Source organism: Candidatus Palauibacter polyketidifaciens (assembly GCF_947581785.1).
Taxonomy (GTDB): Bacteria; Gemmatimonadota; Gemmatimonadetes; order Palauibacterales; family Palauibacteraceae; genus Palauibacter; species Palauibacter polyketidifaciens.
This window is the reverse complement of record NZ_CANPVO010000041.1, coordinates 1-20,721: the sequence shown is the minus strand read 5'-3', so window position 1 is coordinate 20,721 and position 20,721 is coordinate 1. Positions and strand designations below refer to the sequence as shown.

Below are 20,721 nucleotides of genomic sequence, written 5' to 3'. Positions count from 1 at the left end.
GGGGAGTCGGTTACTCGTCGATCCGGTGGACAACGTCCTTGGCATCTACACCTAGGGTCCCGGCGCCGGGGCACAGCGCAACGACCGGAGCTGGATTTCCCGTCCGCTGTGCGGCCAAGGGCACGGCGGTTACGTTGCGTTCCCCATCGCTCACACCTACTCTAGGAGACGAGGCTTGACGGCGGGGCGCATCATCTCGCAGCCCATCTCCCGCGCAGATCTCGCGCAAATGGCCGAGACCCAGTTCGGCGACTGGATCAAGGCCGTGGTCGACATCTCCCGGGAGGTCATGGCCGTCGAGTCGCTGGTTCCCGCCGAGTAAGCGCGCACAGTGACGCCTCCTCTTCACAAGCAGGCCGCCGCGGGCGGATGGGCCAAGCTCGATCTGGTCGAGCAGCTCGGGAACATCGGCAGCGAGGTGGAGCGCGCGATTCGCGCCCACGAGAGCGGGAAGGCGAGCCGGTTCGAGGGCGCTCTTGCGCGGGCGCTGGAGCTCTTCGACCTGACCGCCGCGGACCCCCGCTGGCACGGCCACCGCTGCCAGGAAGTTCTCCGCGCCCGCGAGGAGTTCTGCCGCCTCTTCTTCGACGCCGAAGCGCCTTCCGGCTCGGCGGAGGGACTGCGCAAGTATTTCTTCGGCTTCGCCTACGCCGCGCGCATGCGCCACTACCGCCAGCACCCGGGGCTTGCCGAGGACTGATGGGCCTGCCGTATCATCTCCTTCATCCCGAGAGACCAGGAGATGACTCCATGTACCAGCTATCGGTCCCGCGACTTCGACGGCGGTCCAGCGCGCTGATCCCCCTGGCGGTGCGGTTTCTCCTGCCCTTGGCGCTGTTTCTCCTGTCCGTATCGCTTCTCCTGCCAACGGCGTCGCACGCGCAGGATCGCGAGGTACGGGTCACGGTGTCGGAGGGGACGAACATGGCGGCGGCGGTCTCGCCGGACGGGAGCCGGATCGTGCTCGACCTGCAGGGGACGTTGTGGGTGATGGACGCCGGGGGCGGCGAGGCGCGCGCGATCACGGACATGTACTACGACGCGCGGCAGCCGCAGTGGGCGCCGGACGGGAGCCGGATCGTGTTCCAGTCGTTTCGGGACGGGCGCTGGCACATCTGGTCGATCGCGTCCGACGGGACCGATCCGGTGCAGCACACCTTCGGTCCCTACGACGAGCGGGAGCCGGCCTACTCCCCGGATGGCGGCGCGATCGTCTTCGCCTCGGATCGTTCCGGCAACTATGACATCTGGACGCTCGACGTCTCGGGCGGGCCCGGCGACGGCCGAATCCAGCGGGTGACGGACGCGCCCACGCACGAGTTCACGCCGCAGTGGGCGCCGGATGGCGAATCTCTGGCCTACGCCTCGGACCGCGGCCTCGGGGCGATCATCGTCCGCGAGAGCGGCGGCTCGACCCGGGTCGTGGCGCGGAACGCGGGCGCGATTTCGCCGGCGTGGAGCACGGACGGAAGCCGGATCGCGTACTCGGCCGTCGTTCAGGGCCAGACCGGCCTCTGGGTGGCCGACGCCGGCGCGGGCGGCAGCGGCGGCGCGGGCGCTACCACGCCGACGCGCCTCACCGAAGCGGGGGCGGACGTCTTCCCCTTCCGTCCCATGTGGATGGGAGACCGGACGGGGGACGGGACGGACGCCGTGGAGATCGCCTACACCGGCGACGGCCGCATCCGGCGCGTGTCGGCGGACGGGGCGCCGGGGGCGGACATCCCCTTCGAGGCCACGTTCGCGTTTACGCGGCGCGACTACGAGCGCGCGCCGCGTTCGTTCGAGGCGGGAGAGCCGGAGCCCGCGCGGGGGATCGTCGCCCCGGCGGTCTCCCCCGACGGTCGCCACATCGCCTTCACCGCCCTCGGCGACCTGTGGTTACTCGACATCGCGGCGGACGAGACGGAAGCGGCGGGCGGCGCGACGCCACGGCGGCTCACGGACGACCCCTTCGTCGACCTGATGCCGGCGTGGTCGCGCGACGGCTCGCGGCTTGCCTACGCCTCGGACCGGTCGGGCTCGCTCGACATCTGGGTGCGCGACATGGCCAGCGACACCGAGACGCGCGCCACCACCGAACCGGGCGGCGAGGTGGGCCCCGTGTTCTCCCCCGCCGGGGACCGGATCGTCTTCACCTCGGTCATGGGACTGCAGGCCGCCGTGCAGGTCGTGGACCTCGCGACGGGCGAACTCACCACGATCCGCAACGATCTCTTCGCCCCCAGCCGGCCGTCGTTCTCCCCGGACGGGCGGACGATCGCGATGTCCGTCCTCTCTCAATACTCGTCGCGCTTCCGCGAGGGGCGGAACGAGATCCTCCTGCAGCCGCTGGACGGGGGCGAGACGCGCCGGGTCACGGCGGCAGATCACGAAAACATGGGTGTGCGGGCGCTCGACGGGCCGGTGTGGTCGCCGGACGGGCGGCGCATGGCGTACGCCAGCGAGGGCGTGCTGTGGATGGTCGAGGTCGACGCGGAGGGCGCGCCCAGCGGGCCGCCGACGCGCCTCTCCAACCACCACGCGGACGCGATCTCGTGGACGGGCGACTCGCGGTCCATCGTCTATCAGTCGACGCGCGGCCTGCGCCGCTACCACCTCGACGACGGCCGCTCCGAGGAGATTCCGATGCGGCTGGAGTGGCGACGCCCCGCGCGGGAGGGCGCCGTGCTCGTACGCGCGGCGCGCGTGTGGGACGGCGTCTCGGACGAGGTCTCCCGCGACATGGACATTGTCATCGAGGGCAACCGGATCGTCTCCGTCGCCCCGCGCAACGACGCGCACGTCGCCGCGGTCACCGACGCGGGGGGCGAGGTCGTGGACGCGAGCGACCACACCGTCCTTCCCGGCCTCGTCGACATGCACTCGCACATGGGCTACGGGATGGGCGAGGCGCTGGGCCGCGCCTTTCTCGCCTACGGGGTGACGACGATCCGCGACCCCACCTCCGACCCCTACGAGGTCGCCGAGCGCCGGGAGTCCATCGACTCGGGCCGCCGCATCGGACCGCGGGAGTTCGCCACCGGCCGCACGATGGACGGCAACCGGATCTACTACTCGGGCGCCGGCTCCCTCGGCCCCAACGGGAACCTCGAGCTGGAGCTGGATCGCGCCGAGCACGTGGGCTATTCCCTCATCAAGACCTACGTCCGAATGCCGGATCTCATCCAGCGCCGCATCATCGAGTTCGCGCACGGGATCGGGATTCCGGTGGCGAGTCACGAGATCTATCCCGCCGTCGCGCACGGCCAGGACCACGTCGAACACATCTCGGGCACGAGCCGCCGCGGCTATTCGCCGAAGGTGACGGCGATGTACCGGACGTATGACGACGTGATCCAGCTCCTTACCGCCTCCGGCATGACGATCACGCCGACGATGGCCCTCATGGGCGGCTGGTGGAAGTCCGTCGGCGACGACCCGTCGTGGACGACCGACGCCCGCTTCGAGGCCGTGTTCCCCGAGGGGATGGCCGAGGCCATGACCACACGCGCCCTCACGAGGGGCCGGGCCGGCGGCATCGACGAGCTGCTCGCCGACGCCGGCCGCACCGTGACCCGCGTCGTCCGCGGCGGAGGCAAGGTGGTGGCGGGCACCGACTCCCCGATCATCCCCTACGGCGCCGCCCTCATCGCGGAGGTCGAGAACTACGTCTGGGGCGGTCTCACCGAGGTCGAGGCCCTGCGCACGGCCACATCGGTGTCCGCCGAGGCACTCGCGATGGAAGGAGAGATCGGAACGCTCGAGGCCGGCGCCCTCGCCGACATCCTCATCGTCGAAGGCAACCCGCTGGAGGACATCGAGGATCTCCGCCGCGCCCGCATCGTGCTGAAGGACGGCGAGATCTTCCGCGTCGAGGACCTCCTGCAGCCGCCGCGGACGCTCGTGCCCTGACGCCGGCCGGGCACCCTCAGCCCGGCTTCGTCAGCCCGGCTTCGTCAGCCCGGCTTCGTCAGCCTCCGAGCGGGATCACGAACCCGGCCTGTAGCGCCAGGTGGCGGGTGTTGGTGGTGTCCATGGACGTATCGTCGGACGTGTCGTCGACGTTCGCGAGTCCCAGCGAGTAGATCAGATCCACGCCCAGCCGCAGACCGTCGGAAATCGCCATCTCCACCCCGGCGCCCGCCGCGACGCCGAAGTCAGTCGATGTCGTCACATCGTCGCATGACATCGATTCGCTCACCGGTCCCAGTCCGCTGACTTCGAAGTCCAGGCTCGTTTCGCAGGAGATGAGGGACGCCGCCCACGGGCCCAGCAGCAGACCGAAGGACGCTCCGCGGCCTCGAGGTGTTCCGATGCGCACGAGCGCCGACGCCTGTACCCAGTCCGCCTCGATGCCGGTCGACCCCCGGATGCCTTCCGATGGGCTGTCCACGGCCAGGTTCGTACCCTTCTGGACGTACGCTCCGCCGATCCGAAGCTGGACCGCGCTTCCGACCGGAAAGGTGATGTCGAGGCCCGCGACCACGCCCCGCCGCGCCTCCTGTTCCGCCGTATCCTCCAAATCCGAGGAGATGGTGGCGTCGCTCAGCCCGCCACGGAATCCGAGCGTCGCTTGCCCCATCAGCGGGGCGGCAATCAGGAGGGGAAGGAGCGACGTGACGACTCTGCGCATGTGGAAACCGCCCTTTCTGAAGAGACCTGTGGCTCAGAAGAGACTCGTTGCGATGAACACTACGGCGACGCCGCTCAGCACCCAAATCACGCGATCGCTGCGCTGCAGGAGGACGTGTTTGTTGAGGATCGCCCCGATCGGGGCGGCGAAGGCGTAGGTCGCGAACAGCGTCATGTAGAAGTCCTGCACCAGGGTGAACGTGAAGCCCCCCGTGCCTCTGCCGGCCTCGATGATGTCGAAGACGGTGAAGAGGATCGTGAACCAGACGCCGAACTGCAGGTAGAGCTTGGCCTCGGCGCGCCGCCGCTTGCGGAGGATGGCGAACGCGGCCAGCACCTGGCGGAAGGCGAGCGACACGGCCCCGCCGGGATCGTTCGTGTAGTAGAACAGCCGCAGCCGGTGCGCCCAGCGGTCGAACCCGCGCAGGATGGGCAGGTTGGAGAGGGCGGCCCAGCGGGTTCCCAGCAGGGTGATCGCGATGAGGGCGAGCACCGCAACGATCGGCTCGTAGATGCCGAATCCGCGCGCGAAGGCGCCCAACGATCCGCCCGCCAGCATCATCACGACGGAGTCGGCGACCAGGCGGACGCGCTTCCGCCGCTTGGCGGCCCAGTGCGGCTCCGGCGGGAGCGTCTCCCCCTTGCCTGGCATGAAGGCGAGCTGGCGGGGCGCCAGGCCCAGGAACCGCCGCCGCGCCTGGTCTTCGTTGAACTTCCGCACCATGCGCGGGATCAGAAAGACATCCAGCAGCCACCACAGCCCCGCACCGCCGAGAGTGAGGAGCATGAGGAAGCCGGTGCCGGGACGGTCGAGATAGAAGCGGTGGCCGCCGAAGATCCCCGTCAGGAGCCACAGCGGATAGGCGATGCCCTCGCGCTTGGGCCGGTAGCTGTAGAGCTGGTCGAGCACCGCGCGGGAGAAGTCGAGATCGCCCCTGCCGGGCACCTGCGGCGGCCCCTGGTGCAGCGCGGAGAGCCCGAACAGGGTCTCGTCGGAGGTCCCGGAGGCGGGGTCTCGTCGCTTCGGCATCGGAGGGCGGGCGGCGGCTGGTGGCGACTGGCGGCCAGTGGCGGGCGGCGGCTAGAAGGCCACGGGCTCCTTGAAGCGGCCGTACACCTTCTCGAGCACGATCCGGATCTCGCCCAGCGTCGCGTAGGCCCGCACCGCGTCGAGCAGCGGCGGCAGCAGGTTCGCGTCTTCGCGGGCGGCCCGTCCCAGCGTCTCCAGCGCGCGCTCGACCGCGCCGGCATCCCGCCGAGCCCGGAGATCCGCCAGCCGCGCCTCCTGCTTCGCCGCCGCCTCCTCCCCGATCCTCAGAATCTCGATCGGGGGCTCCTCCGCGTCCTCGAACCGGTTCACGCCCACGATCGTCTGCGTCCCCTTCTCCACCTCATCCTGGAACCGGCGGGCCGAAGCCGCGATCTGCGCCTGGAAGTAGCCGGACTCGATCCCGTACACGACCCCGCCGATGTCGTCGATCTCGCGGAAGATCTCCTCGGCCTCCGCCTCGAGTTCGTCCGTGAGCGACTCGACGTAGTAGGAGCCCGCGAGCGGATCGATCGTGTTCGGGACGCCGGTCTCGTAGGCAAGGATCTGCTGCGTGCGGAGGGCGATCTTCGCGGCCTCCTCCGTGGGGAGCGCGAGCGTCTCGTCCATCGCGTTCGTGTGCAGCGACTGCGTGCCGCCGAGCGCCGCCGCCATCGCCTGGTAGGCGACCCGGACGATGTTGTTGTGCGGCTGCTGCGCCGTGAGGGAGACGCCGGCCGTCTGCGCGTGCGTCCGCAGTCTCAGGCTCCGGGGATCCCGGGCCCCGTACACGTCGCGCATGTGCCGGGCCCAGATGCGGCGGCCCGCCCGGAACTTCGCGATCTCCTCGAAGAAGTCGTTGTGCACGTCCCAGAAGAAGGAGAGCCGCGGTGCGAAGCTGTCCACGTCGAGCCCGCGTTCGATCCCCCGCTCCACGTAGGTGAAGCCGTTCTTGAGGGTGTAGGCGAGTTCCTGCGCGGCGGTCGCCCCCGCCTCCCGGATGTGGTAGCCGGAGATGGAGATCGTGTTGAAGCGCGGCGCGGCGTCCGCCGACCACTCGAAGATGTCGGCGATGATCTTGAGCGCGGGCTCGGGGGGGAAGATCCACGCGTGCTGGGCCTGGTATTCCTTGAGGATGTCGTTCTGGATGGTCCCGCGGACCCGGTCGAGCGGCACGCCCTGGTTCTCCGCCGTCACGAGAAGGAAGGCGTACAGCATGAGCGCGGGCCCGTTGATCGTCATCGACACGGAGACCTTGTCGAGCGGGATCCCGTCGAAGAGCGTCTCCATGTCGGCGAGGCTCGAGATCGCGACGCCGCACTTCCCCACTTCTCCCTCGGAGCGGCGGTCGTCGGAGTCGTACCCCATGAGGGTGGGGAAGTCGAAGGCGACGGAAAGGCCGGTCTGTCCGCGCCGGAGGAGGTACTTGTAGCGCTCGTTCGTCTCGTGCGCGGTGGCGAAGCCGGAGAAGAGCCGCATCGTCCACAGCTTCGTCCGGTACATCGAATGGTATGGGCCGCGCGTGAACGGGAACTCTCCCGGCGTGCCGAGCCGGTCCAGGTATCCGCCCGGGCCGGTGTCGCCGGCGTCGACGGGAGTGTAGAGCGGCTTGATCTCCCGCCCGGAGATGCTCCGGAAGCTGGTGTCGTCGCGCTGCGGCACCTGGCGGAAGACCGCCTCCCACAGCTCGAGTTGATCGCTCAGCGCGCCGTGCTTGCTCATGCTCCGTCCTGTATCCTCCGGTTCACGCCGCGGCGTCCGTGCCGCGCGCCACCGGCTTCCAAAGTAGGGAACGAACGTTCCCGCGGGAACGTGCCAGCGCGGTGTCTCGCCACTCCGGGCCGCGAATACTTGAGAAGAGGCAGCACGATGCGCAGACGATGGATGGGTTGGGCCCTCGCGGGCGGCTCGCTGTTCGCGATGACCGCGGGGTCCCTGCAGGGGCAGCGGGGGCCGCTTGTGGCGGACCGGCCGGACTTCACCGAGGCGGCGGCGACGGTGGGGCGCGGCGTCGTGCAGCTCGAGTTCGGCTACACGTATGAGTACGACCGGCCGGAGGGCGGCCGCGGCGGGGTGTGGACGCACTCGCTGGGCGAACCTCTCCTGCGAATCGGCGTGCTCGGCGAGCGACTCGAACTGCGGCTGGGCCTGAGCCCCGTGTCCGTGGGCGCGGGGGCGGACGGACGAAGCTTTACCGAGACCGGAATGGAAGACCTTTACCTGGGCACCAAGCTGTTGTTGACCGAACAGGAGGGGCTGCGGCCCGCGATGGCGGTCCTTCCGCAGGTGACCGTCCCCACGGGGAGCGATGCGTTCACGAGCGACCGCACGCTGCCGGGGGTGAACTTCATCTACGGCTGGGACCTCTCGGAGGACGTCTCGCTGGCGGGCAGCACGCAGGTGAACCGGGCGCTGAGCGATGCCGGCGGAGGAGGGCCCCGGGGCGGAGCGGCGGAGTACGCCGAGTGGGCGCAGTCGACCGTGGCGGGGTTCTCCGTCGGCGCGCGGGCCGGGGTCTACGCGGAGTGGTTCGCCTTCTTCCACGCCGAGGCCGATGGGACCCGCGCCGAACACTACGCGAACGGCGGCTTCACCTGGAGCTTCAGCGACGATCTGCAGTGGGACATCCGCGCCGGCGTCGGGCTGAACGAGTCGGCGACGGGCTTCTTCACGGGGACGGGCCTTGTAGTCAGGTTCCCCTGAGACCCTCCCTGAACTCCTCGTACAGCCGGCGCGCGGTCGCGTAGGGGGAAGCGCCGGAATCCAGACTCTCGGGGGAGGCCGCGCGCCAGATCCGCTCCGCGTCGCGTTGGGAGCGGCGAAGGAGCGCGTCGTGTGCGCGGCGGAGGCGGGCGGCCCGGCGGTTCGCCTCGAGCTTTCCCGTCTTCCGGAGCCAGTCGAAGTGCCGGTCCAGGTGCGCCGCGAATTCCTCGATCCCCCGGGCCTCCGACGCGACCGTCTGCGTGATCGGCATGCGCCAGGCTTCGTCGGCGTCGTCGTCCGGGCCGGCCACCGGGCGGTTCGCGAAGCGGATCGACATGATGATCGCGATCTCCTTCTCCAGCCGGTCCGCGCCGGGCCGGTCCGACTTGTTGATGACGAAGAGGTCCGCCACCTCCATGAGTCCGGCCTTCATCGCCTGCACGCCATCTCCCGATTCCGGGACGAGGACGACGGCGGTCGTGTCGGCGGAGACGGCGATGTCGAGTTCCGCCTGGCCGACGCCTAGCGTCTCCAGGATCACGCGGTCGTAGCCGGCGGCGTCCATGAGGTCGGCGGCTTCGCGCGTCGCGGTCGCGAGACCGCCGAGCGATCCGCGGCTCGCCATCGAACGGATGAAGACGCCGGGCTCGGTCGAGAGTTCGCCCATCCGGATGCGGTCGCCGAGCAGGGCCCCGCCGGTGAACGGGCTCGTCGGGTCCACGGCGACGATTCCGACCTTGAGTGACTGGTTGAGGTAATAGCGCGTAAGTGCCGCCGTGATCGTCGACTTGCCGGCGCCGGGCGGCCCCGTGATGCCGATGCGCCGCGCGCGTCCGGTGCGCCCGTCCAGCCGCTCGAGAAGCGCCTCGAATCCGTCGCTCTCGTTCTCGACGTGCGAGATCCCCCGGGCCAGCGCCAGCGGCTCGCCGCCCGCGATGCGGCCGGCGAGCCGCTCCGGGTCGAACACCGGGCTCACTCCGCGTCCCCCGCCCTCACAGGAGGAACCGGGTCGCGAGCCCGAGCAGCAGAACGAAGCCGATGAGGTCCGTGAAGGTCGTGACGAAGACCGACGAAGCGACGGCAGGGTCCGCGCCGAAGCGCTCAAGCAGGATCGGGAAGAACGCACCGAGCGCGGAGGCGACGGCGAGGTTCGCCCAAGTGGCGATCATCACGACGAGTCCGAAGATCGCCCCGGTATTCGGGAGCAGCAGCGAAGAGAGCGCCACGAGCAGCCCGATCGCGACCCCGTTCACCAGGCCCACGACGAGTTCCTTCACGACGGCGGACCAGCGCTCTCCCGGCAGTTCGTCGGCGATTGCGATGCGGCGGATCGTGACTGCGAGCGCCTGCGTGCCCGCGTTGCCGCCCAGCCCCGCGATCACCGGCATCACGGCCGCGAGGATCACGAGCTGTTCGATCGTCCCGCGGTACAGCCACACGGCGGCCGCGGCGACCGCCAGGGTGAGCGCGTTCACGGCGAGCCACGGCAGCCGGCTCTGGATCGCACCGACCGTCGTCCCGCGCAACTGCTCCTCGTCCGACACCGCGGCGAAGCGCAGGATGTCTTCGGTGACCTCCGCCTCGACGACATCGATCACGTCGTCGAAGGTGATCTGTCCCACCAGCCGGCCCTCGTCGTCGACGACCCCGATCGCGGCGAGGTTGTAGCGGGACAGGATCCTTCCCACCTCCTCCTGGTCGAGATCCACCGAGACCACGGCCGGGGGCTCCTCGAGCAGGTCGGAGATGCGCGTATCCGGCGCCGCGAGCACGAGGTCCCGCAGCGTGACGACGCCGCGCAGCCGCCCCCCCCGCCCGACGACGAACACGGTGTAGAGATCCTCGGTCTCCTCCGCCTGCGCCCGCAGCTCCTCGATCGCCGCGGCCGCCGTCGCCTCGGAGTCCACCGCGCACAGCTCGCGGGTCATGATCCCGCCCGCGGACTCCTCCGGATACTCGAGCAGTTGCCGGATCTCCTGCTCTTCCTCGTCCGGAACCGACTCGAAGACGCGGGCCTGCTCTTCCGGGTCGAGTTCGCCGATGAGGTCGGCCGCGTCGTCGTCCGCGAGTTCCTCGACGATCTCGGCGATCCGCTCCGGCTCCATGCTCGCGAGCAGTTCGCCCGGCTTCTCCTCCTCCTCCATTTCGGCGAGGGCGTCCGAGGCGAGGGCGGCGGGGATGAGTTCGAGGAGGGCCATGCGCTCGGCCTCTTCGACGTGCTCGAGCACATCCGCCATGTCGCTCGGATGCAGCGGTTCCACGAACGCGAAGAGCGCGTCCATGTCGCCCGCCTCGAGGCGCACGCGGATCTCCTCGATCAGGAGCCGGCGCTGCTCTTCCGGATTCTCGTGCATGCTCGCTCGGGAGCCGGCCCGCGGAGGCGGGCGGTTCGTGGATCAGGGCCTTCGGGAAGACCTCGGAAGACGGGGAATGCTACGCGCGGCCGCGGAACTCGGCCAGCAGGCGCGCCAGCAACCGTTCCTGCAGTTCGAACATTGGAGAGGCATAGCGCGCCTCGCCTTCCGGATGGTCGTGTCCGAGCAGATGAAGGACGCCGTGGATGACGAGGCGCAGGATCTCCGCAGCCGGATCGAGCCCCAGCTCGCGCGCCGAAGCCTCGGCCGCTTCCGGGGAGATGTAGATGTCGCCGACGAGCGGGTCCTCGCCGAGCCCGAAGGCGAGCACGTCCGTGAGGTCATCGACCCCGTGATAGTCCCGGTTCAGGGCGCGCATGGATTCCGCCGTGAGAAAGGTGACGGAGAGCTCGGCGCCCTCGCCCGGAGTGTCGCCCGCGCCGGCGTCGGTCTCCCCGGGCGGCGCCGCGCGCCCCGTGCCGAGGGCCGCGAGCGCGGCCTCCCTCACCTCCACCACGGAGGGACCGTGCCGGACTTCCTCTTCGCCGGAGGGGAAGTCGATGCGGATCACGGGCGGCACGGGGTCGGTCAATCCGTCCGCCCGCTGGCGACTCCTTCCGGCTCCTCGGCCGGCTCCGGGAGCGAGTCCAGGGCGGGGATGGGGCCGGTGTCGCCCTGCGCGGCCTGCTCGAGGTCGATCGGCGCCGACGCCCCTTCCGCCCCCGCCGTCGCCGCCGCCTCCACGCCGCTCGTCTCCGACTCCTCCCCGGCCGGCGTCTCACCCGCATCGCCGGACGTCTCGCCGGGCGCCGCCGGCTGGGGATAGTCGATGCGGTGGTGATAGAGCCCCGTGAGGACGTGCGCGAACTCCCGCTTGACGATGCGGAGGTCGCGGTACGTGAGCGGGCAGTCGTCGAGTTCGCCGTAGTCGATTCGGTCCTGCACAAGGCGGTCGATCAGGGCCCGGATGCGCTCGGGACTCGGGTGCGAGAGGACGCGCGACGCCGCTTCCACCGCGTCGGCCAGCATCGCGACGCCCGTTTCCTTGCTCTGCGGCTTCGGGCCGGGGTAGGCGAAGTCGCTCGGATCCACCTCCGCGACGCCGTCCCGGCGCGCCTTCTCGAGGAAATAGCGGATGAGCTGCGTCCCGTGGTGCTCGCGAATGAAATCCTTCACGACCTCCGGCAGACGCGCTTCCTCCGCCATGGCCAGCCCGTGGCGCACGTGGTCGCGCAGGATCTCGGCGCTCTGCCACGGTGTGAGACGGTCGTGCGGGTTCAGCCCCCGCGGCTGGTTCTCGATGAAATATTGCGGACGCTCGAGCTTCCCGATGTCGTGATAGTAGACCCCCACGCGGCCCTGCAGGGAGTCGGCCCCGATCGCCTCGCAGGCGGCCTCGACGAGGTTCGCCACGTTGATCGAGTGGGCGTACGTGCCGGGCGCCTCGCGCGCCAGCCGCCTCAGGAGCGGCCGGTTCATGTCGGAGAGTTCGAGCAGCGACGCCTCCGTCGTCCGTCCCGTGAAGGCTTCGAGCAGCGGGAGGCCGATACCGACGCCGAGTCCCGTGCACACGGTGGCGTTGAGGAACCCGAGCGCCGCGGTGGTTCCCATCTCGCCCAGCGCGAAGTGGCCCGTGAGGACGAGCAGGAGGCCGGCCCCCACGTACGCCGCGGTGATCAGCGCGACGAGGACCCAGCTCTGCGAACGCGTGCGGATCGTGTGGACCGCGAAGGCCGCAGTGACCCCGCCCGCCACGGTGACCATGGGGGCCGCGAGCCCCGAGAAGTACGGCTGGCCCATGAGGATCCCCGCGATCGTCGAGACGACGACGAGACCCAGGAGGCTGTCGAACAGCGCCGCGGCGAGGAAGCCGGCCAGCGCGATCGGCACGAGCGCGGGCGAACCCTGCGCGGCGGCCACGGCGCCGGCCGACGCCATCACGATGACGACGAGCCCGAGCAGCACGGTGAAGCTGGGGAGATCCTCGTAGACGTCGCGGCGAAAGCGGAAGGTCGCGAAGACGAGAATCCCGAGCATGCTCACGACGAGGAGGATCATACCCAGGTTGCGGAGGAAGTCCGACGTTGTGCGCGTCCCCCCCCGCTCCAGGATCTGGGCCTGGTAGGCGAGGAGCCGGCGGTACTCCTCCTCCGTCACCACCGTATTCTCGGTGATGATGCGCTCTCCCTCGAGCACGAAGCCCTCGACCTGCGGGATCGCGGCCCGGGCCTGTTCCCGCGCCTGTCGCGTCGCGTCCTGGTCGATGCGCAGCGTCGGCTGCGCCACGAGGAGGAGTTGCTGGAAGAGCGCCGCGCCTCCGGCCGGCAGCCTGTCTCCGACCCCCTCCCGCGCCGCCCGCGTGAAGTCGCCGAGCCGGACGAGGTCCGCGACGGCGCGCACGCGGTCGTCGCCGGCTGGTCCCTCGCGCGCGACGACGTTCGCGGCGCTGATGTCATCGAGTTCGCTCCCGCGGATCACGCCCTCGCGCAGCCCCTCGAAGGCCGTCGCCAGTTCGTCGCGCAGCTCGGCGCGCGACGCCTCGTCGAGGAGATAGTCGACCCGGAGCGAGTCGATCACCGCTTCGGCCGAGAGGTCGACCCCGATCCCCCCCGCGACCCTCCGGACCTCGTCCCGGACGACCGCGGCGCCGGCCGCCGCCGGGAGTCCTTCCTCCGAGACTCGCGCCTCCGCGGCGGGGATGATGGAATCGAGCCGGGCGAAGAGGGCGTTCACGCGCTCGATGCTGCTGTCCGCGCGCGCGGGCTCGAAGCGCAGCCTCGGCGTCACGCCGGCCTCCGCCTCGTCCTGCTCCTCCGCGAGTCGGTCCGGGTCCTTGGGCACGTCGAAATCGAAGTCGGCGTTGATCGTCTGCCGGGCGACGCTGCCGGGGTCGATGCCGTCGAATCCGCTCGGCGTCAGCTGCGGGAACATGAGGGGGACGGCGAGGGCGATGACCGCGACCATCGCCGCCCGGAATCCGTGGTGGACCCACGCGTCCCGGCGTCCGCCGGCCGGCGGCCGGTTCACGGGACGCAGGTAGTCTCGGACGCGGCCGAAGAAACTCAACGCTCGGACTCCCGGTACGCGCGGATGATCTCCTTCACGAGTCGGTGCCGGACGACATCCGCGTCATCCAGATAAACGAAGTCGATGCCGACCACGTCGCGCAAGACTTCCTCGATCTCCAGCAGTCCTGAATCCTCGGGGCGTGGGAGGTCGATCTGCGTCTTGTCCCCCGTGATTACTGTCTTGGAATTCAGTCCGAGCCGCGTGAGGAACATCTTCATCTGGGCCGTCGTCGCGTTCTGCGCCTCGTCGAGGATGAGGAAGGCGTCGGAGAGCGTCCGGCCGCGCATGTAGGCGAGCGGGGCGACCTCGATCACGCGGTCCTCGATCGCGCGGCGGACGCGGTCGTGGGGCATCATGTCCTCGAGCGCGTCGTAGAGCGGGCGCAGGTAGGGGTCGACCTTCTCGCGGATGTCGCCGGGCAGGAAGCCGAGCGCCTCGCCGGCCTCGACCGCGGGCCGGGTGAGGATGATGCGGCGAATCCGTTTCCGGTTGAGCGCCTCCACCGCGGCGGCGACGGCGAGATAGGTCTTGCCGGTGCCCGCCGGGCCGATGCCGACGACAATGTCCCGCTCGCGCATCGCGGCCAGGTACTTGTCCTGCCCCGGGGACTTGGGCCGGATCGCGCGCCCGGCCCCCGCGAGCGCGACCTCCGTCTTGCCCGGGTCCCGGGCGTCGGCGGACTTCCGTGAGGCGCCATCGCCGTCGGAGGGCGCTTCGAGAAACCGTTCCACGTCCACCGCATCGAAGGGACGCCGCAGCCGCGCGTAGCGGATCATGCGCCGCGCGGTGGGGGAGGCGCGGTCCACGTCGGCCTGCGGGCCGGAGAGAATCATCTCGTCGCGCCGGAGGACGACGCGGATGTCGCAGTGGCGCGCCAGCGTCGTGAGGTTCGAGTCGTTCACGCCGGCCAGCAGCTGCTGGTCGGCCCCCTCGATGGAGAGGCGCCGCTCCGTCGCCACGCTCAAGTTCCGCTCCTTCCGGTCCCTCCCGTCACGGAGATCCCGAGTTCCTCGAGTTCAGCCGCGGTCACGGACGATGGCGACCGCTCGAGCAGGCCCCGGGCCGCGGCGGTCTTCGGGAACGCGATGACGTCCCGGATCGACGCGCAGCCGACCATCTCGGCGACCACGCGGTCCATGCCGACCGCGAACCCTCCGTGCGGCGGGACGCCGTAGCGGAACGCCTCGAGCAGGAAACCGAAGCGCGCCTCGACCTCCTCGGGCGTGAGCCCGGTCGCCTCGAGGATGACGCGCTGAACCTCGGGGAGGTGACAGCGGATGCTCCCGCTGGCGAACTCGATCCCGTTGTAGACGATGTCATACGCGACCGCGTTCACGGAGAGCGGATCTTCGCGCAGACGCTCGGGGTCGGGGTCCGCCGGCATCGTGAAGGCGTGCTGGGCCGGAACGGGAAGGCCGGTGTCGGGATCCCGGTGGTAGAGGGGGAACTCCGTGATCCAGAGCCACGCTTCGCCGTTCTCGTCCACGGCGCCGAGTTCGCGGGCCGCCGCGCGCCGCAACCGGTCGAGGGCGGGCGAACTCTCCGCGTCGAGGCCGGCGACGAAGAAGACGAGATCGCCCTCCCCCACCCCGAACTCCGCCCCGAGCATACCCGCGACCTCCTCGCCGACGACCTTCGCGGGCGGACCGGACCAGCCGTCCGCCGTGCGCTTCAGCCACAGGGCGCCCTTCGCGCCGGCCTCCTGCGCGAGCTTGTCGTAGTGGGCGATCCGCGAGCGGGAGAGCGCCGCGCCCCCCGGAAGGACGAGCCCCCGGACGCGGCCGCCGGCTCGCGCGGCGCCGTCGAAGATTCCGAAGCCGATGCCGGTAAGCGCGTCCGTGAAATCCCGTATCTCCCACGGGATGCGGAGGTCCGGCTTGTCCGTGCCGTAGCGCTCCATCGCCTCGGCGTGGGGCAGGCGCCTGAAGGGCACGCGAAGGTCCCGGCCGAGCCCGTCTCGCCAGATGCGCGCGAACATCTTCTCGGCGGCGCGGAAGACGTCGTCCTGCTCGACGAACGCCATCTCCACGTCGATCTGCGTGAACTCCGGCTGACGGTCCGCCCGCAGGTCCTCGTCCCGTAGACATTTCGCGATCTGGAAGTACCGGTCGAAGCCGCCGCACATCAGAAGCTGCTTGTAGAGCTGGGGCGACTGTGGAAGGGCGAAGAATTGGCCCTGGTGCACCCGGCTGGGGACGAGATAGTCCCGCGCCCCCTCCGGCGTCTGCCGCGTGAGGAGCGGAGTCTCGATCTCGACGAATCCCTGTTCGGTGAGCGAGGCGCGCACCGAGTTCGTCGCCACGTGCCGCAGCCTCAGGTTGCGCTGCATCTCGGGACGGCGCAGGTCGAGGATCCGGTGGCGGAGGCGAAGCTCCTCCGAGGGCAGCTCTTCGTCCGGGGGCTGATAGACGAGGATCGGGAGCGGGTCGGAGACGGAGACCCGCCGAAGACTCGACACGCGGATCTCGATCTCGCCCGAGAGCATCTCCGGGTTCGGCTCGGGCCGCGGCGCGACGACGCCCGTCGCCTGCACGACATCCTCCGGGTTCAGCTCCGCCACGAGCTCGAGGCCGGCGGCGTCCGACCACTCCGGGCCGAAGGACAGCTGGAGCAGGCCGGTCCGGTCGCGCAGATCGACGAAGAAGAGTCCTCCGAGGTCGCGACGGCGGTGTACCCATCCGATGACCCGGACTTCGCGTCCGGACCACGAGGCCTCGACCTGCCCGCAGCCGGCGTCGCGCAAGGCGGTCTCGAGGGAGGCCGGCTCACGCCGTTCGGTCGGTAGCGATAGTTTGGTCAGGAGAACTCGCGGCGTAAGGGAATCGGTTCTGAACCGGTTCTGAGAAGTGCGGAACGCCGTGGAAGATAGCCAATTTTCGGCAGCGCCAGCAAGAAGCGGGGGATGACGGAAAGCACACGAGCGGAACTGCTCGCGGAGTCGGGAGACGGCGGGCGGGAACGGCTGGCGGCGTTCTTCGCCGCGCGCGGAGAGCCGGCGTACCGGGCGCGGCAGGTCGAGAAGTGGGTCTGGGAGCGGGGCGCGCGTGCCTTCGACGAGATGACGAACCTCCCCGCCGGTCTCCGGGAAGCGCTGGACGCGTCCTTTTCGCTCACCCCGATCGAAGCGGACTACGTCGCCCGCTCGAAGGACGGGACGGTGAAGCACCTGTGGCGGCTCGAGGATGGCGAGCGGGTCGAGTCCGTGCTCATCCCGACGCGCGACCGCCTCACGCTCTGCCTGTCGTCGCAGGCCGGCTGCGCGCTCGCGTGCCGCTTCTGCGCTACCGGCGCCTTCGGATTCCGGCGCCAGTTGCGGGCGGCCGAGATCGTGGCGCAGTACCGCGATTCCCTGCGCGTAGCGCGCGAGGAGATGGGGCGGCCGGCGGCCGGTCCGATCTCCAACGTCGTGTACATGGGGATGGGAGAACCGCTGGCGAACCTCGACGGAGTCATCGGATCGCTCGCGTCCCTGCACGGAGGGTTCGGCCTCGGGGCGCGGCGCATCACCGTGTCGACGGTGGGACTCATCCCCGGGATCCTGGAACTCGCCCGACGGCCGGAGCCGTTCGAGCTCGCCGTGTCGCTGCACGCGCCGTCCCACGAGCTGCGGCTGGAACTCATGCCGATCGAGAAGCGCTACCCGCTGCCGGAGCTATTCGAGGCCCTTCGCACGTATCAGAGCTACAAGAACCGGCGCATCAGCTTCGAGTACACGCTCATCCGGGGGGTGAACGACGACCCGGCGCTGGCGGAGTCGCTGGCGAAGCTCGCGCGCGGGCTCATCTGCTTCGTGAATCTCATCCCCTTCAATCCCATCCCCTCGCGTCCGGAGTGGGGCCCGAGTTCGGCCGAGGGGATCGCGCGTTTTTCGGAGGCGCTCGCCGCGCGAGGGGTGGGCAACGCCGTGAGAAGGCCGCGGGGACGGGACATCGCCGCCGCGTGCGGGCAGCTGCGGCTGTCGCGGGAAAGCTAGTGCCGGGCCCTGGCAGCCGCGGCGGCTAGTCCTTTCCGAGATTGCCGAGCAGGCCGGACCAGTCGCTCCCCACCACCACGCTCGCATCGAGGAAGAGTTCGGGATCGATGGCGACGGCCAGCGAGTCCGCGCTCAACTCGCGGGCGACGGCCAGCGCGGCGCCGAGGCGGCCCGATCGATCCAGAACGTGCGTGACTTCGTGGTCGAAGTGGTCCGCGTTCCCGGTCGCGACGACATCGAAACCGAGGAGCCGGAGCCGGTCGGCGAACTGACGCGCGAGTCCGCGCTCTCCGGCCCCGTTGAGGACTTCGACCTTGATCCGGTTCGTAACGTACTCCCCCCCGGAAACCGTCGCCGCGCCTCCGCCCTCCGCCGCGCCCTCGGACACCGTCTCCGCGGTCGCGGCCGGTACGGATCCGGCCAGAATCGCGAGCCGCACGACCTTCCATTCCTCCCAGAAGAGACCGATGAAGGCGCCGGCGCCGATGAGAACCGCCGTCGTGATCAGTCCCCGGAATGCGGAAGCCGCGCGTCGGAAGGAACCCCGCCGCCTGCGATAGGGGGCGCGACCCTCGGGACCTCGTCGCGTCTCCCGCCTTGACCGTCGTCTGGACCTCGAAAGCACTTTGTCGCCTCCCGTCGTCCTCCCATCCACCCATCGACCGTGCCCGGCCGCCTCCCTGCCTCACACCTCCCCCGGCTGCATATCCTTCCAATCTAATCAACCGTTTCGCGATTTGCGAAAAACCGGCGCGGTGATCACCTCCCAGAACCCGGCGGTCGCGGGGGAAAGGGGGATGAAACCGTCGATGAGGATGCCGATCTTCGCGGTCGCGACGTCGACGAGGACGGCGTGCCAGTCGCCGGGCAGACGGCCCCGCAGATCGGCACGCTCCTGGCCCAGGGCGAGGCGGCCCGGCTCCAGGAAGTCGGCCATGTAGAGGGCCTGTCCCAGGGCATCGAGATCCCGGTGTCCGGTGGTGTGAAAGGCGATGGCTCGCAGGAGCGGCTCGTCATCGACCCCGGCCGCGCGCAGCCGGTTCGCGCATGCCGGACCATGGAGGAGCGGGTCGGGCCATGCTTCCGCCCCGTCGACGAGGGGGCGCAGGGCTTCCACGGCTTCTTCCTTGAGCGCGTCGTGCAGGAGGCCCGTTGCGCGCCAGCGGATCCGCGTCCCCTCGTCGTGCCCGAGGGCGGCCGCCCACTCCCCCATCAACGTGCCGACCCGCCTGGCGTGGCTGATGCGTGCAGGGCTCATGACGGCCCAGTCGGGGGGGCGTTGCTCGGTGCCGGCCGCGTGGGTGATCGGGTGAAGCTGGTCCACGTGAGGTTCGTCTCGGTCGCGGAGTTTGTCGGGATCGCGCGGGGCCCCGAATATAGTCGCAATGGGCATTCGATACGACTCCTTCCTCGCCCGGGCCCTCGCCCGCGAGATCCTCGATCGCTGGCGGGGCGTCCGCATCGCCGGGCTCCGCATGGCATCGGGGCGGCGCGCCGTGGAACTCGCCTTCGAGGATGGGTCGCGGCTCGTGGCGATGCTGCACCCGCTGCACGGGCACATCCTGGAACTCGGCGCGGATGCGGCGGCCTCGGGGGTGGAGGGGAAGGCGGTGCGGATCGGACGGCTGTCGCTTGTGGACGCGCGGGCGCCGGCGGACGAGCGCGCCCTGCTCCTGACGCTCGGGGACCGGGCCGGGCGTCCGTGGGAGATGCTGGCGATCGAACTCCAGTCGCGCCGCTGGAACGCCGTGCATTGCCGCCGGACGGAGCCCGGCGCGGACGAGCGCCCGGAGTGGCGAATCGAGGCGGCGCTGCTCGCGCGGGATGCGGGCGACCGCTCGCTGCGTCGCGGGGCGTCCTACGCGCCGCCTTCGTCCGCGCGGCGAGCCGTTGCCGCTCCGCCATCGGAGGCGGAATGGGCTGCCGTGCCGGCCGGAGACGAGGCGGACCGCCGACAGTCCGTGCTGCGGACGTGGGCGTGGACGAGCGCGCTCAACGTCGACTGGATCCTGGCCGGATCCGACCCGGCGGAGGCGTACGCGCGGTACCTGGCGCTCCACGCGCTCGCGGCGGCGCCTTCGCGCGGCCCGGCCGCGTCCGATGCGCCGGGCACGCCGCCCCGGCCGGCCTTCGTGCTCGACCGCCCGTGGGGCCCCCAGCCCTATCCGCACCCCATCGGGGCCGGCAGCGGGTCCACCGGCGGACTGCTGACCGCGGCCGCGCAACTGCTCGCCCCCGGCGGCCCCGCCCCCGCCCTCCGGACCCTTACCGCGGCCGACGACGACGACGACGGAGACGAAGCCGCGCAGATCCGGAAGCGCCTCCGCGCCCGCCGGAAGCGGCACCGGCGCCGGGCCGCCGCGCTCGAGCGGCAGCTCGCCGCGGCCGGTCCGCCGGACGAGCCCCGCCTCCTCGGCCAGATCCTCCTCGCCCGCAAGGACGAGGTGCCGAAGGGCGCTTCCGCCGTGACGCTGCCGGACTTCGACGGCGCTCCGCACGAGATCGCGCTGGACCCCGCCCGTGACGCCATCGCCAACGCGGAGGCCTTCTTCGACGAGGCCCGGCGCCGGGAGCGCGCGCTGGAGCGGCTGCCCGCCGCGATCGCGACGGCCCGTGAGCGCGCGGCCGAGTTCGACGCCCACCTGGAGCGGCTCGCCGAGTCCGGCCCGTCGGACGCCCTGTGGTCCGCGGCCGGCGGGAAGCCGGTGCGCACCCGCGCGGGCGGAACACGGGCCGGTGGGCCCGAACTCCGGTTACCCTACACACGGCTCCGGTCCTCGGGTGGGCTGGAGATCCGGGTCGGCCGCGGCCCCCGCGACAACGACGACCTCACCTTCCGCCACTCCGCACCGGACGACATCTGGCTGCATGCCTCTCAGGCCTCGGGCGCGCACGTCATTCTGCGCTGGGGGCGAAGGGACGAGAACCCGCCGCGCCGCGACCTGCTCGAGGCCGCGACCGCGGCGGCGGTTCACAGCGGC

Annotated in this window: 17 protein-coding genes; 6 read left to right on the top strand and 11 right to left on the bottom strand. The window is 70.7% G+C overall.

The window, feature by feature from the left end; all coding sequences use genetic code 11:
- Window positions 1-175 precede the first annotated feature (175 nt).
- The 3 genes from RN729_RS11610 to RN729_RS11600 are packed head-to-tail and all read left to right on the top strand — an operon-like array spanning window position 176 to window position 3,894.
- Window positions 176-322, top strand: coding sequence for a hypothetical protein (locus RN729_RS11610; RefSeq protein WP_310784955.1), 147 nt, complete (start codon window positions 176-178; stop codon window positions 320-322).
- A gap of 9 nt (window positions 323-331) precedes the next feature.
- Window positions 332-700 carry a hypothetical protein gene (locus RN729_RS11605; protein ID WP_310779616.1) on the top strand — a complete coding sequence of 123 codons (369 nt, stop codon included), beginning with the start codon at window positions 332-334 and terminating at the stop codon, window positions 698-700.
- Between the two features lie 50 nt (window positions 701-750).
- Window positions 751-3,894, top strand: a complete 3,144-nt coding sequence (locus RN729_RS11600) for an amidohydrolase family protein (protein WP_310784953.1) — start codon at window positions 751-753, stop codon at window positions 3,892-3,894.
- Between the two features lie 58 nt (window positions 3,895-3,952).
- Here RN729_RS11600 and RN729_RS11595 read toward each other — a convergent pair whose 3' ends face one another.
- From RN729_RS11595 to RN729_RS11585, 3 genes are read right to left on the bottom strand one after another with little or no spacing between them, the layout of a single operon-like run.
- Window positions 3,953-4,615, bottom strand: coding sequence for an outer membrane beta-barrel protein (locus RN729_RS11595; protein WP_310784952.1), 663 nt, complete (start codon window positions 4,613-4,615; stop codon window positions 3,953-3,955).
- Between the two features lie 33 nt (window positions 4,616-4,648).
- The gene (locus RN729_RS11590) at window positions 4,649-5,644 is read right to left on the bottom strand and encodes a TM2 domain-containing protein (RefSeq protein ID WP_310784950.1); all 996 of its coding nucleotides are present in this window, start codon (window positions 5,642-5,644) and stop codon (window positions 4,649-4,651) included.
- A 51-nt stretch (window positions 5,645-5,695) separates the two neighbouring features.
- Complete coding sequence (locus RN729_RS11585; RefSeq protein ID WP_310784948.1) at window positions 5,696-7,363, bottom strand: methylmalonyl-CoA mutase family protein; 1,668 nt, start codon at window positions 7,361-7,363, stop codon at window positions 5,696-5,698.
- Window positions 7,364-7,510: 147 nt separating this feature from the next.
- Here RN729_RS11585 and RN729_RS11580 point away from each other — a divergent pair, with 147 nt between their 5' ends.
- Window positions 7,511-8,344: a transporter gene (locus tag RN729_RS11580; RefSeq protein WP_310784946.1), complete on the top strand. Its 834-nt coding sequence runs from the start codon at window positions 7,511-7,513 to the stop codon at window positions 8,342-8,344.
- Here the strand turns inward: RN729_RS11580 and meaB are convergent.
- The 6 genes from meaB to aspS all read right to left on the bottom strand — a co-directional run bounded on the left by meaB (window position 8,331) and on the right by aspS (window position 16,510).
- Window positions 8,331-9,320: a methylmalonyl Co-A mutase-associated GTPase MeaB gene (gene meaB / locus RN729_RS11575; protein WP_310784944.1), complete on the bottom strand. Its 990-nt coding sequence runs from the start codon at window positions 9,318-9,320 to the stop codon at window positions 8,331-8,333. The two genes, RN729_RS11580 and meaB, sit on opposite strands and share 14 nt — an antisense overlap.
- Before the next feature lie 16 nt (window positions 9,321-9,336).
- Window positions 9,337-10,698 (bottom strand): magnesium transporter, encoded by a 1,362-nt coding sequence (gene mgtE, locus RN729_RS11570; protein ID WP_310784942.1) that lies wholly within the window; start codon window positions 10,696-10,698, stop codon window positions 9,337-9,339.
- Window positions 10,699-10,777: 79 nt separating this feature from the next.
- Window positions 10,778-11,290, bottom strand: a complete 513-nt coding sequence (gene ybeY / locus RN729_RS11565) for an rRNA maturation RNase YbeY (RefSeq protein WP_310784940.1) — start codon at window positions 11,288-11,290, stop codon at window positions 10,778-10,780.
- Complete coding sequence (locus RN729_RS11560; RefSeq protein ID WP_310784938.1) at window positions 11,287-13,764, bottom strand: HDIG domain-containing metalloprotein; 2,478 nt, start codon at window positions 13,762-13,764, stop codon at window positions 11,287-11,289. The genes ybeY and RN729_RS11560 overlap by 4 nt, the downstream gene beginning before the upstream one ends.
- Window positions 13,761-14,732, bottom strand: coding sequence for a PhoH family protein (locus RN729_RS11555; protein WP_343218927.1), 972 nt, complete (start codon window positions 14,730-14,732; stop codon window positions 13,761-13,763). The genes RN729_RS11560 and RN729_RS11555 overlap by 4 nt, the downstream gene beginning before the upstream one ends.
- Window positions 14,729-16,510: an aspartate--tRNA ligase gene (gene aspS / locus RN729_RS11550; RefSeq protein WP_310784936.1), complete on the bottom strand. Its 1,782-nt coding sequence runs from the start codon at window positions 16,508-16,510 to the stop codon at window positions 14,729-14,731. The genes RN729_RS11555 and aspS overlap by 4 nt, the downstream gene beginning before the upstream one ends.
- A gap of 159 nt (window positions 16,511-16,669) precedes the next feature.
- Here aspS and rlmN point away from each other — a divergent pair, with 159 nt between their 5' ends.
- Window positions 16,670-17,740 (top strand): 23S rRNA (adenine(2503)-C(2))-methyltransferase RlmN, encoded by a 1,071-nt coding sequence (gene rlmN, locus RN729_RS11545; RefSeq protein ID WP_310784934.1) that lies wholly within the window; start codon window positions 16,670-16,672, stop codon window positions 17,738-17,740.
- Window positions 17,741-17,765: 25 nt separating this feature from the next.
- On the opposite strand, the gene RN729_RS11540 is transcribed toward rlmN, so the two are convergent.
- Together RN729_RS11540 and RN729_RS11535 are read right to left on the bottom strand one after the other, a co-directional pair.
- Complete coding sequence (locus RN729_RS11540) at window positions 17,766-18,179, bottom strand: LytR C-terminal domain-containing protein (protein WP_310784932.1); 414 nt, start codon at window positions 18,177-18,179, stop codon at window positions 17,766-17,768.
- Between the two features lie 282 nt (window positions 18,180-18,461).
- On the bottom strand, window positions 18,462-19,064 hold the full coding sequence (locus RN729_RS11535) for an HD domain-containing protein (protein ID WP_310784931.1): 603 nt from the start codon (window positions 19,062-19,064) through the stop codon (window positions 18,462-18,464).
- A 61-nt stretch (window positions 19,065-19,125) separates the two neighbouring features.
- Here RN729_RS11535 and RN729_RS11530 point away from each other — a divergent pair.
- The coding region (locus RN729_RS11530) for an NFACT family protein (protein WP_310784929.1) at window positions 19,126-20,721 on the top strand (1,596 nt) is incomplete at its 3' end.